Source organism: Ensifer adhaerens, assembly GCF_001270265.1.
GTDB classification, from domain to species: Bacteria; Pseudomonadota; Alphaproteobacteria; order Rhizobiales; family Rhizobiaceae; genus Ensifer; species Ensifer adhaerens_B.
The window spans coordinates 31795-46421 of sequence record NZ_LGAP01000009.1 but is presented as its reverse complement, the minus strand read 5'-3'; the positions used below and the strand labels follow the sequence as shown (position 1 = coordinate 46421).

Below are 14627 nucleotides of genomic sequence, written 5' to 3'. Positions count from 1 at the left end.
GTCGGTGCAACCGGCATATTGCCGGATGCATGCCTCGGCCGCTCGTGCAACTCTGCCTGCAAGACAAAGGGCTCCCAATGAACGACATGCTGAAGACGACACCAGATTTTTCCATCGACCAGGCAGCGGCACTACTGAAGCAGCATTACGGCCTTGCCGGCACGCTTTCGCTGCTCGCCAGCGAACGCGACCAGAACTTCAAGGTCGAGGCAGCAGACGGTGCCACCTATATCCTGAAGGTAGTCAATGGCGCCGAGCCGGAGATCGAAAGCGACTTCCAGACGGCGCTGCTCAGCCATGTCAGTACTTTCGCCGCCGAATTGCCGGTGCCGCACATCCGGACGACATTGACGGGCGCCAGCCTTGCCGAAACCACCAGCACCCACGGAGCCCGCCACAGGCTGCGTCTCGTCAGCTGGGTCTCGGGTCTTCCGCTTGCCGAAACCGGCCGCAGCGCCGGCGCGCTCCAATCGCTCGGCCAAATGCTCGGCCGCTTCGACGCCTCGCTGAAAGGCTTCATGCATCCGGGGGCGCTGCGCGATCTCGACTGGGACATCCGCAAGGCCGGCCGCTCCAGGGACAGGCTGGACCATGTCTCCGAACCGGAAGACCGGGCGCTGCTCGAGCGTTTCCTTGCCCGCTTTGCAAAGACGGTCGAGCCGAAACTGGCGACGCTACGTTCGGCTGTAATCCACAATGACGCCAACGACTGGAACGTGCTGGTCGACAAGGCGGATCATGACCGTATCTCCGGCCTGATCGATTTCGGCGACGCGCTCTATGCGCCTGTCATCGCCGAAGTCGCTATCGCCGCCGCCTATGCCGGCCTCGACCATCCCGATCCGATCGGCGCCACGGCCGCCATCGCCCGCGGCTACCACGCCGAGTATCCGCTGCTTGAGGAAGAAGTCGATCTTCTCTTCGACCTTGTCGCCATGCGGCTCGTCACCTCAGTGACGATCTCGGCCTCGCGCCGCGCCCACACGGCCGATAACCCCTATCTCGCGATCAGCGAAAAGCCGGCCTGGACGCTGCTGCGCAAGCTCGACCGGATGAATCGGCGCTTCGCCACCGCGATCCTGCGCAAGGCCTGCGGCTTTGCCGCAGCACCCGGCGCGGACGGCGTTACCGCCTGGATTGCCGGCAACCGCAAGACGCTTGCACCGTTGCTCGAACGCCCGGCCGCGACCTATCCGGCAGCACTCGTGCCCTATGGCGACCCGAACCATCCGATGACGGTCAAATCCGCCGGCGAACAGCCGGATGAAGCACAGGCGATCTGGGAAGACTATTGCCGCGAGAACGGCATCGATCTCGGCATCGGCCCATGGGGTGAAGCCCGCACTGTCTATTCCGGCGAGATGTTCGTCTCGCGACTGATCGAGGATACCCGCCGCACCCGCCATCTCGGCCTCGACCTGTTCATGGCGGCCGGAACCAAGGTTTTCACGCCGATCGCCGCCACGGTGGTCAGCGTCGAGATCGAAAAGGACCCGCTCGGTTACGGCTGCCTGATTTCGCTTCGCCACGAGCCCGAGGGCTGCCCTCCCTTCGTGTCGCTCTGGGGCCATCTGGCCCACGAGGCGATGGACCGGATCAAGGCCGGCGACCGGCTCGAAGCCGGTGCGCTCGTCGGCGAAATGGGAGCGCCGAAGGAAAACGGCGGCTGGGCGCCGCATCTTCACCTGCAGCTCTCCGTCGATACCAGCCTCTCGGCAACAGAAATCCTCGGCGTCGGCGAACCGCAATATCTCGACGTCTGGGCCGAGCTCTTCCCCGACGCGCGCACCTTTGCCGGCATTGCCGACGAGTTTTACGCGAAAAGCGGACGCGCGCATGACGAGATCGTCAAGCTGCGCAAGGAATTGCTGCTGCCGAACCTGTCGATCTCCTACGAGAAGCCGATCAAGTTCGTGCGCGGCGAAGGCGTCTGGCTGATCGACGACAGCGGCCGCGCCTATCTCGACTGCTTCAACAATGTCTGCCACATCGGCCATGCCCATCCGGCAGTCGTCGAGGCGATGGCGAAGCAGGCGGCGACGCTCAATACCAATACCCGCTACCTGCACGACAACATCGTCGCCTATGCGGAACGGCTGACGGCGACGCTGCCTGGGGAATTGACGGTAGCCGGTTTCGTCAACAGCGGCTCGGAGGCAAACAGCCTGGCGCTGCGCCTGATGCGCGCCCATACCGGCCGCGAAAACGCCATCACGCTCGACTGGTCCTATCACGGCACGACGCAAGAGCTGATCGATATCAGCCCCTACAAGTTCCGTCGCAAGGGCGGCAAGGGACCGAAGCCGCACATCCACGTCGCTGATGTTCCCGACAGCTATCGTGCCCCCGCCGACTGGCCGGCCGAGGAACACGGCAGGCGTTTTGCTGAAAGCGTCGCCGAACTGATCGCGGCCATGCAGGCGAAGGGCGAAGGCCCGGGCTTCTTCATCGCGGAATCGATCCCGAGCGTCGCCGGCCAGGTGTTCCTGCCGGACGGCTATCTCAAGGAAGTCTATCGCCTGGTGCGCGAAGCCGGCGGCGTCTGCATCGCCGACGAGGTCCAGGTCGGCTTCGGCCGTGTCGGCAGCCACTGGTGGGCGTTCGAGGCCCAAGGCGTGGTTCCCGATATCGTCACCATGGGCAAACCGATCGGAGACGGGCATCCGCTGGCCGCCGTCGTCACCACCCGCGAGGTCACCGACAGCTTCAACAACGGCATGGAGTACTTCAACACCTTCGGCGGAAACCCGGTTTCCTGCGCCGTCGGCCTTGCCGTGCTCGATGTCATCGAGGGGCAGGATCTGCGCGGCAACGCACTTTCCATAGGCAACTATCTCATCTCCTCCTTCAAGGCGATGCAGGCGCGTTACGAAGTGATCGGCGACGTGCGTGGCATGGGCCTGTTCCTCGGCATAGAGTTGGTCAGCGACCGGAAGACCAAGGCACCCGCCACCGAATTTGCCCGTGCCGTTTCCAACGGTGCGCGCCAGCGCGGCGTGCTGATGGGAACCGAAGGGCCGCATGACAACGTCTTGAAGATGCGACCGCCGATGATCTTCTCGAAACGCGACGCCGATCATCTGCTCGCGGTTCTCGAAGAGACCTTTGCGGATGTGAGCAAGAAGCTCGGTTAGGACCGGGCCCGATACCGCCGAAACGATAGCCAGTTGGCCGGGACGCGCGCGCCCCGGCAGCGATGACGCGTGCCTTATAACTGCATAACAAGAGGAGAACAGGACAATGAAATCAGGAATTCTAGCACTTGCAAGTGCGGCATTTCTCGCTGGAACGGCCGCCAGCGCCGCCACGCTCGATGTCGTGAAGGAACGGGGCGAGCTTCGCTGCGGCGTCAGCCAGGGCGTGCTCGGCTTTTCCGCGCCGAACGACAAGGGCGAGTGGAGCGGCTTCGACATCGACTTCTGCCGGGCGGCCGCCGCTGCCACGCTCGGCAACCCGGACAAGGTGAAATACGTGCCGCTCTCGACCAAGGAGCGCTTCACCGCGTTGCAGTCGGGCGAAGTCGATCTTCTGTCGCGCCAGACCACCTGGACGCTGTCGCGCGACAGCGATCTCGGCATGAGCTTCGTCGGCGTCAACTATTATGACGGCCAGGCGTTCATGGTGCGCAACGACCTCGGCGTGAAGAGCGTCAAGGAACTCTCGGGCGCCTCCGTCTGCACGGAAACCGGCACGACGACCGAGCAGAACATGGCCGACTACTTCAGCTCCAACAACATCCAGTACCAGGTCATCGCTTTCGAGAAACCCGACCAGACGATCCAGGCCTTCAACACCGCACGTTGCGACGTCTACTCGACCGATGCCTCGGCGCTCTACGCCCAGCGCCTGACCCTGAACGACCCGGAGCGCTTCGTCGTCCTGCCCGAAGTCATATCCAAGGAGCCGCTCGGACCGGCCGTGCGCCAGGGCGACGAGCAGTGGTTCAAGGTCGTGCGCTGGACATTGTTCGCGATGATCGAAGCCGAAGAGCTTGGCATCACCAAGGAGAATGCGGCCAAGATGCAGGAAAGCGGCACCGTCGGCCAGAGGCGTTTCCTCGGCATCGACAACGAAGCCGGCAAGGCGCTGGGCCTCGGCCCGACATGGGCCTTCCAGGCAATCTCCGCCGTCGGCAACTACGGCGAGGTTTTCGAAAAACACTTGGGCAAGGACAGCGCACTCAAGATCGACCGCGGCCTCAACAAGCTGTGGAGCCAGGGCGGCCTGATGTACGCGCCGCCGGCACGCTGACCGCACAGCTCCACACCATCGAACGTCGCGGGCTCCTCCCCGCGGCGTTTTTGTTTTAGCGCTCGGCGCAACCGTCGGCGACGGCAAGCGGTCCACTGCCCCGCGCCTGCATTCTTTGGGCCGGCTCGTCCCGCACAGGACATTCGCCGGAAGGAAGATTTCAAACAAAAGCAAAGGCCGCGAGGGAAACCCTCGCGGCTTTGCATTCGATCTGAAATGATCGCTCTGGCGATCAGAGCTTGACGATCGTCTTGCGCGCAAGCAGCCCCTGCGGCGCAAAGAGAAGCACACCGATGACGAGCAGGATGGTGAAGGCATCGCGGTAGCTGAGCAGGCTTTCCGGCAGATAGGCCTGCAGGAACACCTCGATGAAGCCGAGCAGGAAGCCGCCGGCAACCGCGCCGGAGAGGCTGCCGAGCCCGCCGATGATTGCGGCGATGAAAGCCTTCAACACCGGCAGGAAGCCCATCAGCGGATCGACGCTGCCGCGCTGGGCCACCCAGAGGATGCCTGCCACACCCGCGAGCAGCCCCGAAATCGCAAAGGCGGTCGCCACCACGGCATTGGCGCGAATGCCCATCAGCCGGACAATGGCGAAGTCCTCCGAGGCCGCCCGCATCGCCCGGCCAAGAACGGTCGTGCGCAGGAAGAGGTTGAGCCCGACGAGCATGATGACGGTGACCAGGATCGACGTGCCCTGGATCAGGCCGAGATGCAGGCCGCCGATCTCGATCGCCCCGGAAAAGCTCTCCGGCATCGGCACCGGTTTCGGCCGCGCCGAAATGAAGTTCTGGAAGATGACGCGCAGGATGGCGCTGACGGCAAAGCTGGTGAGAAGCAGCGTCGTGCCGCTGGCACCCCGCACCGGCCGGAAGGCGACACGCTCCATCAGCATGGCAAGCACTACGGCGATCATCAGCGCGCCGAAGATGGCGAGCGGAAAGGGCAGCCCCAGCAAAAGGGCGAAGCACAGCCCGTAGCCGGCCGCCGTCATCAGTTCGCCATGGGCGAAATTGATCAGCCCCATGATCGAGAAGACGACCGCAAGCCCAAGTGCGAGAAGCGCATAGGTGCCGCCGAGGCTCAGCGCATTGACCAGCTGCTGCAGGAACATGTCCATCGTTATGACCTCTTTGCCTCCGGCCTCAAGCGCCGAGATAGGCGCCCTGGATTTCGGTTGAGTTGCGAAGCTCGGCCGCGGTACCGGAGAGCACGATGCGTCCGTTCGCCATGACATAGCCGGCGTCGGCGATTTCGAGCGAAAGGGCGACGTTCTGCTCGACGAGCAGGATCGTCAGCCCCTTCTGGCGCAGGCCGGCAATCAGGTCGAAGATCAGGTCAACGATCTGTGGCGCAAGGCCAAGCGAAGGTTCGTCGAGCAGCAGCAGGTCGGGCGACGACATCATCGAGCGGGCGATCGCCAGCATCTGCTGCTCACCGCCGGAAAGCGAACCGGCCTTCTGGCCAAGACGTTCTTTCAGGATCGGGAAGCGCGACAGCATGTCGTCCCGCACCTCGGAGATCGCACCGCGTGCCTTGTGCATGGCGCCGCCGAGCAGCAGATGTTCGTCCACCGTCAGGCTTGGAAAGATGCGTCGGCCTTCCGGCGTCAGCGTCATGCCGAGCCGGACGATCTGCTCCGGCGGCAGGCCGGAAATATCCTGGCCGTTGAAGGAGACCCGCCCCGCCTTCTTTGCCGCCAGCCCCACCAGCGCATTCAGCGTCGAGCTCTTGCCGGCACCGTTGGCCCCGAGCAGCGTGACGATTTGCCCTTTGCCGACGGTGAGATCGACACCCTTCAGCGCCTCGACGGCACCATAGGCGACCTTGAGACCGCTGACTTCGAGCAAGGGCTTCTGAGCGGGAATTTCACTGTGCATCATCGGGGCAAAGTCCTTGCCATGGATTGCGATACGGCATTGCGAGGAGTCGGTTGCGGCCGGGCGATCTCCGGCGCCCTCGCCGGAGGTCTCAAGTAGCGACGGTTCAGGGGGCCGGAATGTCGGCCGCGGCCGGAACGCCCTGGCTGATCAGTTCGCGGTTTCCGCCTCCGATGCGCACCAGCGAGACCGAGCGCAACGGCATGCCTTGCGTGCCGGCATAGCTGATCGGGCCGGTAACGCCCTGGACATTTTCGAGCGAGGCGATGGCGTTGCGGATGGCGACCGGGTCAATGCTGTTGGCTTCGGTGACAGCAGCGTCGATGACCTTGCCGAGATCATAGCCATTGGCGATGTAGACGGTGTCCGGCTCCTGGCCGAACTTCTCCTTGTACTTCACGTTGAAGTCGGCGAGCGGGCTGCCTTCACTGGCAAAGCCGGCCGTGGTGAAGACCACGCCATCGACCGTCGCGCCAAGGCCGAAGGTCGTCGGCGAGTCGATGCCGTCGCTGCCGAGGATCGGGATGGTCACACCGGCGCCGCGCAGCTGGCGGATGAAGGCCGGGAAATCGGGCTCGTAGGCCGCGGTCATGATGACGTCGGGCGCCGGGTTCATCGCCTTGATCTTGGTGACTTCGGCGCCGAAATCCTGCTGACCCATGCTGAACGTGCCTTCACCGAGAAGCTCGCCGCCCTTGGCCTTGAAGGCTTCGCCGAAATACTCCGGGAGCTTCAGCGTATAGGCGCTATCCGGAGACTTGAGGATGTAGGCCTTCTTATAGCCCTTCTCGACGGCATAGGTGGCAAGCACCGCGGCCTGGACGTTGTCGGCGGGATAGTTGCCGAACATGTAGTCGCCGACGGCAAGCGGCATGGTCGGGGTCGTGGCGCAGAACGAAAAGGCCGGGATCTGGGCGGCCTGCGTCACCTGGCCGGCGGCGATCGATGGATCGGCATCGCAGGGCGTGATCATGATCTTGACGCCCTGGTCGACCAGTTCCTGCGCCACCAGCGCCGTCTGGGCCGCATCCGAGCGGGTATCCTTGGCCACGAGCTTGATCGGGAACTTGCCGGCAGCCCCCCCGGCCGCGTTGATCTCCTCGACGGCCATTTCCAGGCCCTTCAGCGACGGCTGGTCATAGGGAGCAAGACCGCCGGTCTGAGCGGTTGCAAGGCCGATGACCAGGTCTTCGGCGAGCGCCGGCAACGGCGACAGCATGAAGCCGCCAAGAACGGTGGTGAGGCACAGGGCCCTGAGATTGGATTTCATCGGTAAGCTCCCTCTTTCTGATTTTCGTTTGCTGATCAAGCTGGATTGTGGAGGCCGCTCGCGCCCGGCTGGAGGCCGCCGGCCTCGACAACCTCGCGCTGCGCCTGCGCCGACGAGCGGCGACGACCGATATAGGCTTCGATTACAGCCGGGTTGGCTTGGATCTCCGCCGGCGTCCCGATGGCGATCTGCTGGCCCTTGTTCAGGACGACGACGATGTCGCAGAGCCGCATGATCAGCTTCAGGTCGTGCTCGACGACGAGCAGGCCGAGGCGGTATTTCGTGCGGATGCGGTCGAGCACGTGCATCAGCTCCTGCGTTTCGGCAGGGTTCATGCCGGCCGCCGGCTCGTCGAGCAGCAGGTAGCGCGGCTTCAGGGCCAGTGCGCGGGCGATCTCGAGACGGCGTTGCGCGCCATAGGAAAGCGTGCCGGCAAGCTGATCGGAAAAGCTGTCGAGACCAACCTCGGCCAGCACCAGCCGGGCGCTTTCCATCGGGTCCTCGCCATTGCCGTTCAGCGCGCTTGCCGCGACCGTGACGTTCTCAAGCACCGTCAGGTTCTTGAACAGGCGGATATTCTGGAAGGTGCGCGCAAGGCCGGCAACGGGTACGGCGTGGACCGGCAACGACGCTATATCCTTGCTGTCGATCAGCACGCGGCCGCTCGACGGCGGAACGACGCCGGAGACACTGTTGATCAGGGTCGACTTGCCGGCTCCGTTCGGGCCGATCAGGCCGGTAACGAGGCCCGGCTTGATCTCGAAGTTGGCGTTTTCCAGCGCCACGAGGCCAGCGAATTTCTTGCCGAGATTTTCAACCTTCAGCGTTCCGCCTGGCGGGATTGCCGCAATCTTTTGCGCGCCGTCAGACGATACCGCAGGCTTCGAGGCAAAGCGCTTCAACCAACCGAGACGCTCGTCCAGCTCCCTGACGCCGAAGAGCCCGTCCTGCAGGCGGTACATCACCACCAGGATCGCGACGCCGATGCCGATATCCGTGAGACCGAAAACGGTCGGCAGCGTGACGAAGCCAAGATCGACGCCGCCTTCGAGTTTGCGCAGAAGCTCGACGATCAGCATGATCACTGCGGTTCCGCCGACGGCACCCGAAACGGTGGTGACGCCGCCGAGGATCAGCATGGCGAGCAGCACGAAGGTCAGATTGAAATAAAAGTCCTTGGGCGAGAAGGCGCCGAGGAAATGCGCCAGCAGCGCGCCGGCAGCGCCTGCCAGAACGGCGCCGAGCACCCAGCCGACAAAACGATGGAGCTTGACGTTGACCCCAACGGCAGTCGAGGCGATCTCGTCCTCGCGTGAAGCCCTGAGCTTCAGGCCCGCGCTAGAGTCCCGATAGAGACGGGCAATGGCGATTGCGGCGACCGCAAAAGGCAGCGCCACCCACAGATTGACCGCACGCGGGATGCCGAAGAAGGTCTGGCTGCCGCGGGTGATATCCGTCGAGGCGACAAGCACCACATGGACGATCACGAGAAAGCCGAGCGTCGCGATCGACGCCGATGAACCGGCAAGGCGGGCGACGGGAATGCCGATCAGGACGGCGACCAGCGCCACGACCACCAGCGCCACCGCAAGTGCCGGCAGGAACGGCATGCCGATGCCTGCCAGCCATTCCGGCAGGTGCGGCAGCGCCGTCTTCTGGACGATCGGGTTGATGGTCAGAAGGCCCGACGCATAGGCGCCGATTGCCATGAAGCCGACATGGCCGAAGGAAACGATGCCCGAATTGCCGGCATACATGCCGATGCCGAGCACCGCGATCACGTTGATCATGAACAGCGTCACGAGGCGCTCGCCACTCCCCGGAAAGACCAGCGAGGCGACGGCAGCGGCCACCAAAAGCGGCAATGACGTTAAAAGGATACCGACGACGGTTTCTCGCCTGACGCGGACCATCTGCATTCCCCCGAATTGTCGACCCGCCGTTGTTTTTGGCTCGGGCCAGTTCCCGAAATGAAAGTTATCCCATCTCGATCAAATGTCAATCTTGTTTCAAAAAACATTCTCTGCTAGCAATTATGTAACAAAAATTAGAAACTGGGGTTCAAGCCATCATTTTTGGGAGGCGGAAATCGTGGCAATCCGGGATCGACTGACAGACGGGGCTATTACCTTCACACGATCGGAACTGAAGATCGTGCGGCAGCTCCTGTCGAACTATCCGGCAGCGGGACTGAATACCGTTGCCTATCTGGCCTCGTCGGCGGGGGTCAGCAATCCGACCGTCGTGCGCTTTGCCAACAAGCTTGGTTTCGAGGGTTATCCGGAGTTTCAGAAGGCGCTGCTCGGCGAAGTGCAGGAGCGCATGAGTTCGCCGCTGTCGATGCTCGATGAGCGGCGGCCGTCGCTGGAGCAGGAGAATTTCTACCAGTACTTCCTGCGCGCCAGCATCCATGCGCTCGAAGCTTCGATGCAGATGCTGCCGTCGGAAGATTTCGAGGCAGCGGTTGATGCAGCCGCAGACATGAGCGCGCGCGCGCATTGCCTCGGCGGCCGTTTCAGCGGCTTTCTCGCCGGCCTGCTCTGGTCGCATATGAAGCAGCTGCGCGGTGATACCCGCTGGATCAACGGCAGCCAGGCAGACCAGGTCGACCAGCTCGTCGATCTCGGCAAACGCGACGTGCTCTTCGTCTACGATTACCGCCGCTACCAGAACGACACCATTCGCTTCGCCCGGCAGGCGGCGGCACAGGGCGCACGCATCGTGCTGTTCACCGACCGGTGGATTTCGCCGATCGCCGATTTCGCCACCGTCACGCTGACGGCGCCGGTCGATACGGTCTCGCCCTATGACACGATGGTGCCGGCGATCGCCCAGACGGAGGCGCTGATCGCGGCGCTCACCGCCCGTCTCGCCACCCAATCGCGCGCCCGCATCGAGCGGATGGAGGAGCTGCGCCGCGGCTACGCCATCACTGAAGACGCTCTCAACCCGAACGTCGACGACGGCCGCTGACACGCTTGCCCGGCGAAAACCACAACCGAGGAGAATCCGAATGAGTGCCGTTACAGTCAAGGTCGGGGACGACATGCTGAGACGCGACAGCGATTACGAGCGCGGCCGCACCTCCGTGCTGTTCGTCGACATGCAGCGCATCTGGTGCGAACCCAATCTCGATCCGACCCATCCGCAGGACGCCGACAGCTACTACCACAAGCGGCTGCGCCAGACGGTGATCCCCAACCAGGTCCGCATCCTCGAAGCTGCCCGCAAGGCCGGCTGCGAAGTGCTGCACACCATCATCGAGAGCCTGACGCTCGACGGCCGCGACCGCTCGCTCGACCACAAGCTGTCCGACATGCATGTGCCGAAGGGCTCGCCCGAGGGCCAGGTCATTCCCGAGCTGGCGCCTGTAGACAACGAGATCGTGCTGCCGAAGACCTCGTCCGGCGTCTTCAACTCCACCAACATCGACTACATCCTGCGCAACCTCAACACCCGCTACCTGATCATCGCCGGCGTCATCACCGACCAGTGCGTCGACATGGCGGTGCGCGATGCTGCCGACCGCGGCTACCTCGTCACCGTCGTCAACGACGCCTGCGCGACCTACAGCCCCGAGCGCCACGAAGGCGCCCTTCGCGCCTACTCCGGCTACTGCTGGACCACCGATACCGACACCGTCGTCAACCGCCTTCAGGGCCTGCGTCAAGCCTGAGCCGCCGCCAAAGATCTTGAGACAAGAGGGGAATTCATGACCGAGAACAACAACGGCAAGGCTCATTCCGCGCTGACGGAACTCGCGACCTTCGTCACCACCGACATCGCCGGCATCACCCGCGGCCGCAGCTTCGCCGCCGCGCAGATCGACGACTATCTGCGCAAGGGTGTCGGCTGGGTGCCCGCCAATCTGGCGCTGACGCCGTTCGACCAGATCGCCGAGAACAATCCCTGGGGCTCTTCCGGCGACCTGCGGCTGATGGCCGACCCCGCCAGCAAGGCGCGCGTCACCTGCCTGCCCGACGTCACGCCGCTGCATTTCTATCATTCCGATATCACCGACCTCAAAGGCGACCCGTGGGAGTGCTGCGTGCGCAGTTTCCTCAAGCGCACGCTTGAAGAGTTCGAGCGCGAGGCCGGCCTGAAGGTCATCTCCGCCGTCGAGCAGGAGTTCCAGCTTCTCGGCGTCGACTGGCCCGACGCGCCGTCCTTCGGCCTGCGCGCCCAGCGCCGTGCCGAACCCTTCGGCCCGCTGTTGATGACGGCGCTGCAGGAGGCGGGCGCCGAGCCGGAAATGTTCCTGCCGGAATACGGCAAGGACCAGTTCGAGATCACCTGCCGACCGGCGGATGCGCTGACGGCGGCCGACCGTGGCGCGACGATCCGCGCCATCACCAAGGAAGTGGCCGCCCTCTTCGGCTGGAACGCCAGCTTCGCGCCGAAGACGAGCGCCAACGGGGTCGGCAACGGCGTACATCTGCATGTCAGCTTCACCGATCTCAGCGGCAACCCCGTCACCTTCGACGCGTCGCGCCCGGGTCGCCTGTCAAAAGTTGCCGGCTCTTTCGCGGCCGGTGTCATCCGCCACCTGCCGGCGCTGACCGCCTTCACCGCCCCGTCAGTGCTGTCCTATATGCGGCTCGTGCCGCATCACTGGAGCGCTGCCTATACCTGCCTTGGCGAGAAGAACCGCGAGGCGACGCTCCGGATCTGCCCGACGCTCGACCTGCCCGGCAGCAACCCGGCCAAACAGTTCAATATGGAGTACCGCGCCGCCGACGCCTGCGCGAGCCCGCATCTGTCGCTGGCCGTCCTGCTCAAGGCCGGACTCGAAGGCATCCGGGCCGGGCTCGAACAGCCGCCGCTGATCAACTCGGATCCTTCCAATTTTTCCGACGAGGACCAGAAGAAGCTCGGCATCCGCCGGCTGCCTTCCAGCCTGCCGGAAGCACTCGAAACGCTTGCTGAAGACACGGTGGTGACCGGCTGGTTCGCCAAGGACTTCCTCGATTGCTACGTCGCGATGAAGCGCAAGGAAATCGAGATCGTCGACGGCCTCTCGCCCGACGAACTCTGCGCCCGCTACGCGGCCGTCTACTGATACGGATAGGCTCCCATGACTTCGACAACGGCCATCAAGAGCCCCGACCGACACGGACGGCACGACCCGCGCCAGCCGCTTCTGGCGATCGACGAGCCGCCGCCCTATGCGGTGTTCAACCCGGACGGCAAGTCGCCGTTCCTGCTCTTGTGCGAGCATGCGTCCAACCGCATGCCGCGCGCACTCGGCGACATGGGCCTGCCCGAACACGAGCGCCGGCGCCATATCGCCTGGGACATCGGTGCGCTGGCGCTCGCCCAGCATTTGAGCCTCAGCCTCGACGCGCCGCTGTTCTTTACCAACTATTCCAGGCTGGTGATCGACTGTAATCGCCCGCTTTCAGCGCCGTCCTTCATTCCGGAAGTGAGCGAAACGACGGAGATCCCGGCAAACCGGGATCTGAGCGAGATGGAGCGAAAGCAGCGGGTGGACACGCTGTTCAAGCCCTTCGCCGATGCCGTTGCACGACGCCTCGACCTGCTAGAAGCGAAAGGCGAGCGGCCGTTCGTCGTCGGCGTACACAGCTTCACCCCCGTCTATTTCGGCAAGCCACGGCCGTGGCAGGCGGGCATTCTCTATCGCGACGCCGAGGCTTTCGCACAGTCTTTGATCCGGGACTTGAGCAGCGACGAGCAGCTGACGATCGGCGACAACGAGCCCTACAATATTCATCCGGACGAGGACTACACTGTGCCGGTGCATGCCGACGCGCGCAAGCTGCCGGGCGTGCTGATCGAAGTCAGGCATGACCTGATCGATACCGGTGTAGGCGTAAAGGCCTGGGGTGAACGACTGACCCGTTGTCTCCAGACGAGCCTCAAGGAGTGCCACCCGTGACCGAGGGCCTCTATGCGAGGGACGGACAAGCGATCGCCAACATGCAAAAACTGCGGTTCTTTCCGCTTGCCATCGCCGGCGGCTATGGTGCACGCCTCGTCGAGGACAACGGTCGTGAACTGATCGATCTTTCCGGCACGTGGGGGGCTGCCAGCCTTGGCTATGGCCATCCCGCACTGGTCGAGGCGGTATCGCGCGCCGTCGCCAACCCGGCGGGCGCGAGCGTGCTGTCCGCCGCCAATGCACCCGCGACCGCTCTTGCGGAAAAACTGCTCAGCCTTTTCCCTGGCATGGGACGCAACAAGGTCTGGTTCGGCCATTCCGGCTCGGACGCCAACGAAGCGGTCTTCCGGGCGGTTGCGAAGGCTACCGGCCGCAGCGGCGTCATCTCCTTTGTCGGCGCCTATCACGGCTGCACCATCGGTTCGATGGCCTTTTCCGGGCACAGCGTCCAGTCAGATGCGACCAAGGCGGAGGGCCTGATCCTGCTGCCCTACCCCGACCCCTACCGGCCCTTCCAGGGCGACGTCAGCGGCGAAGCGATCCTCGATCTCTTGAAACAGCAGTTCGCGACGACGGCGCCGCCGGAACGGATCGGCTGCGCCTTCATCGAGCCGATCCAGTCGGACGGCGGGCTGATCGTCCCGCCGAAGGGGTTCTTCAAAAAGTTCACCGATCTCTGCAGGCAACACGGCATTCTCGTCGTCTGCGACGAGGTCAAGGTCGGTCTCGGCCGCAGCGGCAAGATGCATTGCTTCGAGCACGAGGATTTCGTGCCCGATATCCTGACGATCGGCAAAGGGCTCGGCGGCGGCCTGCCGCTTTCGGCAGCGATCGGCCCGGCCGAGATTTTGGACTGCGCCACCGCCTTTGCGATGCAGACCCTGCACGGCAACCCGGTCTCGACGGCGGCCGGCCTCGCCGTGCTCGAAACCATCGAGCGAGAGGGTCTCGCCGAGGCCGCCCATCGAAAGGGCGAGCGCCTGCGCGAGGGCCTGCGGCAACTTTCCGGGCGCCACGCCCTGATCGGCGACGTGCGCGGACGCGGCCTTGCCTCGGGCGTGGAGCTGGTTGTCGACTGCGAAAGCCGCGCGCCAGCAGCAAAGGAAACCGCCAAGCTGATCTACCGCGCCTATGAGCTCGGCCTCGTCGTCTATTATGTCGGCATGAACTCAAACGTTCTGGAAATGACGCCGCCGCTGACCATATCGGACGCGGACATCGATCAGGCGCTCGACATTCTCGACCGCGCCTTCGGCGATGTCGCAGCCGGCCGGGTTTCCGACGCGGTGCTTGCCGACTTTGCCGGCTGGTAAAGGCTGCCCGCCGG

Annotated in this window: 11 protein-coding genes; 7 read left to right on the top strand and 4 right to left on the bottom strand. The window is 64.0% G+C overall.

Annotated elements, in window-relative coordinates; all coding sequences use genetic code 11:
* Positions 1-77: 77 nt before the first annotated feature.
* Together AC244_RS15550 and AC244_RS15545 are read left to right on the top strand one after the other, a co-directional pair.
* Positions 78-3134, top strand: coding sequence for an aminotransferase class III-fold pyridoxal phosphate-dependent enzyme (locus AC244_RS15550; protein WP_053249731.1), 3057 nt, complete (start codon positions 78-80; stop codon positions 3132-3134).
* 106 nt (positions 3135-3240) lie between these two features.
* Positions 3241-4251 (top strand): amino acid ABC transporter substrate-binding protein, encoded by a 1011-nt coding sequence (locus tag AC244_RS15545; protein ID WP_053249730.1) that lies wholly within the window; start codon positions 3241-3243, stop codon positions 4249-4251.
* A 232-nt stretch (positions 4252-4483) separates the two neighbouring features.
* On the opposite strand, the gene AC244_RS15540 is transcribed toward AC244_RS15545, so the two are convergent.
* From AC244_RS15540 to AC244_RS15525, 4 genes are all read right to left on the bottom strand, one after another.
* A complete protein-coding gene (locus tag AC244_RS15540) occupies positions 4484-5371 on the bottom strand; it encodes a branched-chain amino acid ABC transporter permease (RefSeq protein WP_234716944.1) in 888 nt (295 codons plus the stop codon).
* A 25-nt stretch (positions 5372-5396) separates the two neighbouring features.
* Positions 5397-6134, bottom strand: coding sequence for an ABC transporter ATP-binding protein (locus tag AC244_RS15535; RefSeq protein WP_152975967.1), 738 nt, complete (start codon positions 6132-6134; stop codon positions 5397-5399).
* A gap of 103 nt (positions 6135-6237) precedes the next feature.
* Positions 6238-7401, bottom strand: coding sequence for an ABC transporter substrate-binding protein (locus AC244_RS15530; protein ID WP_053249729.1), 1164 nt, complete (start codon positions 7399-7401; stop codon positions 6238-6240).
* A gap of 35 nt (positions 7402-7436) precedes the next feature.
* Positions 7437-9314 (bottom strand): ABC transporter permease subunit, encoded by a 1878-nt coding sequence (locus tag AC244_RS15525; RefSeq protein WP_053249870.1) that lies wholly within the window; start codon positions 9312-9314, stop codon positions 7437-7439.
* A 178-nt stretch (positions 9315-9492) separates the two neighbouring features.
* On the opposite strand from AC244_RS15525, the gene AC244_RS15520 reads away from it, so the two are divergent.
* From AC244_RS15520 to AC244_RS15500, 5 genes are read left to right on the top strand one after another with little or no spacing between them, the layout of a single operon-like run.
* A complete protein-coding gene (locus tag AC244_RS15520; RefSeq protein ID WP_053249728.1) occupies positions 9493-10374 on the top strand; it encodes a MurR/RpiR family transcriptional regulator in 882 nt (293 codons plus the stop codon).
* A gap of 40 nt (positions 10375-10414) precedes the next feature.
* Positions 10415-11077 carry an isochorismatase family cysteine hydrolase gene (locus tag AC244_RS15515; RefSeq protein WP_082366867.1) on the top strand — a complete coding sequence of 221 codons (663 nt, stop codon included), beginning with the start codon at positions 10415-10417 and terminating at the stop codon, positions 11075-11077.
* A gap of 36 nt (positions 11078-11113) precedes the next feature.
* Positions 11114-12460: a glutamine synthetase family protein gene (locus AC244_RS15510; RefSeq protein ID WP_053249727.1), complete on the top strand. Its 1347-nt coding sequence runs from the start codon at positions 11114-11116 to the stop codon at positions 12458-12460.
* Positions 12461-12475: 15 nt separating this feature from the next.
* On the top strand, positions 12476-13297 hold the full coding sequence (locus AC244_RS15505; RefSeq protein ID WP_053249726.1) for an N-formylglutamate amidohydrolase: 822 nt from the start codon (positions 12476-12478) through the stop codon (positions 13295-13297).
* 41 nt (positions 13298-13338) lie between these two features.
* A complete protein-coding gene (locus AC244_RS15500) occupies positions 13339-14613 on the top strand; it encodes an aspartate aminotransferase family protein (protein WP_053249868.1) in 1275 nt (424 codons plus the stop codon).
* The last annotated feature ends 14 nt before the right edge of the window (positions 14614-14627 follow it).

Coding starts and splice junctions, on each gene's coding strand:
- AC244_RS15515 (WP_082366867.1), top strand. CDS start 10,415: ATGAGTGCCGTTACAGTCAAGGTCGGGGACGACATGCTGAGACGCGAC.
- AC244_RS15525 (WP_053249870.1), bottom strand. CDS start 9,314: ATGGTCCGCGTCAGGCGAGAAACCGTCGTCGGTATCCTTTTAACGTCA.
- AC244_RS15530 (WP_053249729.1), bottom strand. CDS start 7,401: ATGAAATCCAATCTCAGGGCCCTGTGCCTCACCACCGTTCTTGGCGGC.
- AC244_RS15510 (WP_053249727.1), top strand. CDS start 11,114: ATGACCGAGAACAACAACGGCAAGGCTCATTCCGCGCTGACGGAACTC.
- AC244_RS15550 (WP_053249731.1), top strand. CDS start 78: ATGAACGACATGCTGAAGACGACACCAGATTTTTCCATCGACCAGGCA.
- AC244_RS15545 (WP_053249730.1), top strand. CDS start 3,241: ATGAAATCAGGAATTCTAGCACTTGCAAGTGCGGCATTTCTCGCTGGA.
- AC244_RS15540 (WP_234716944.1), bottom strand. CDS start 5,371: ATGGACATGTTCCTGCAGCAGCTGGTCAATGCGCTGAGCCTCGGCGGC.
- AC244_RS15535 (WP_152975967.1), bottom strand. CDS start 6,134: ATGATGCACAGTGAAATTCCCGCTCAGAAGCCCTTGCTCGAAGTCAGC.
- AC244_RS15505 (WP_053249726.1), top strand. CDS start 12,476: ATGACTTCGACAACGGCCATCAAGAGCCCCGACCGACACGGACGGCAC.
- AC244_RS15500 (WP_053249868.1), top strand. CDS start 13,339: ATGCAAAAACTGCGGTTCTTTCCGCTTGCCATCGCCGGCGGCTATGGT.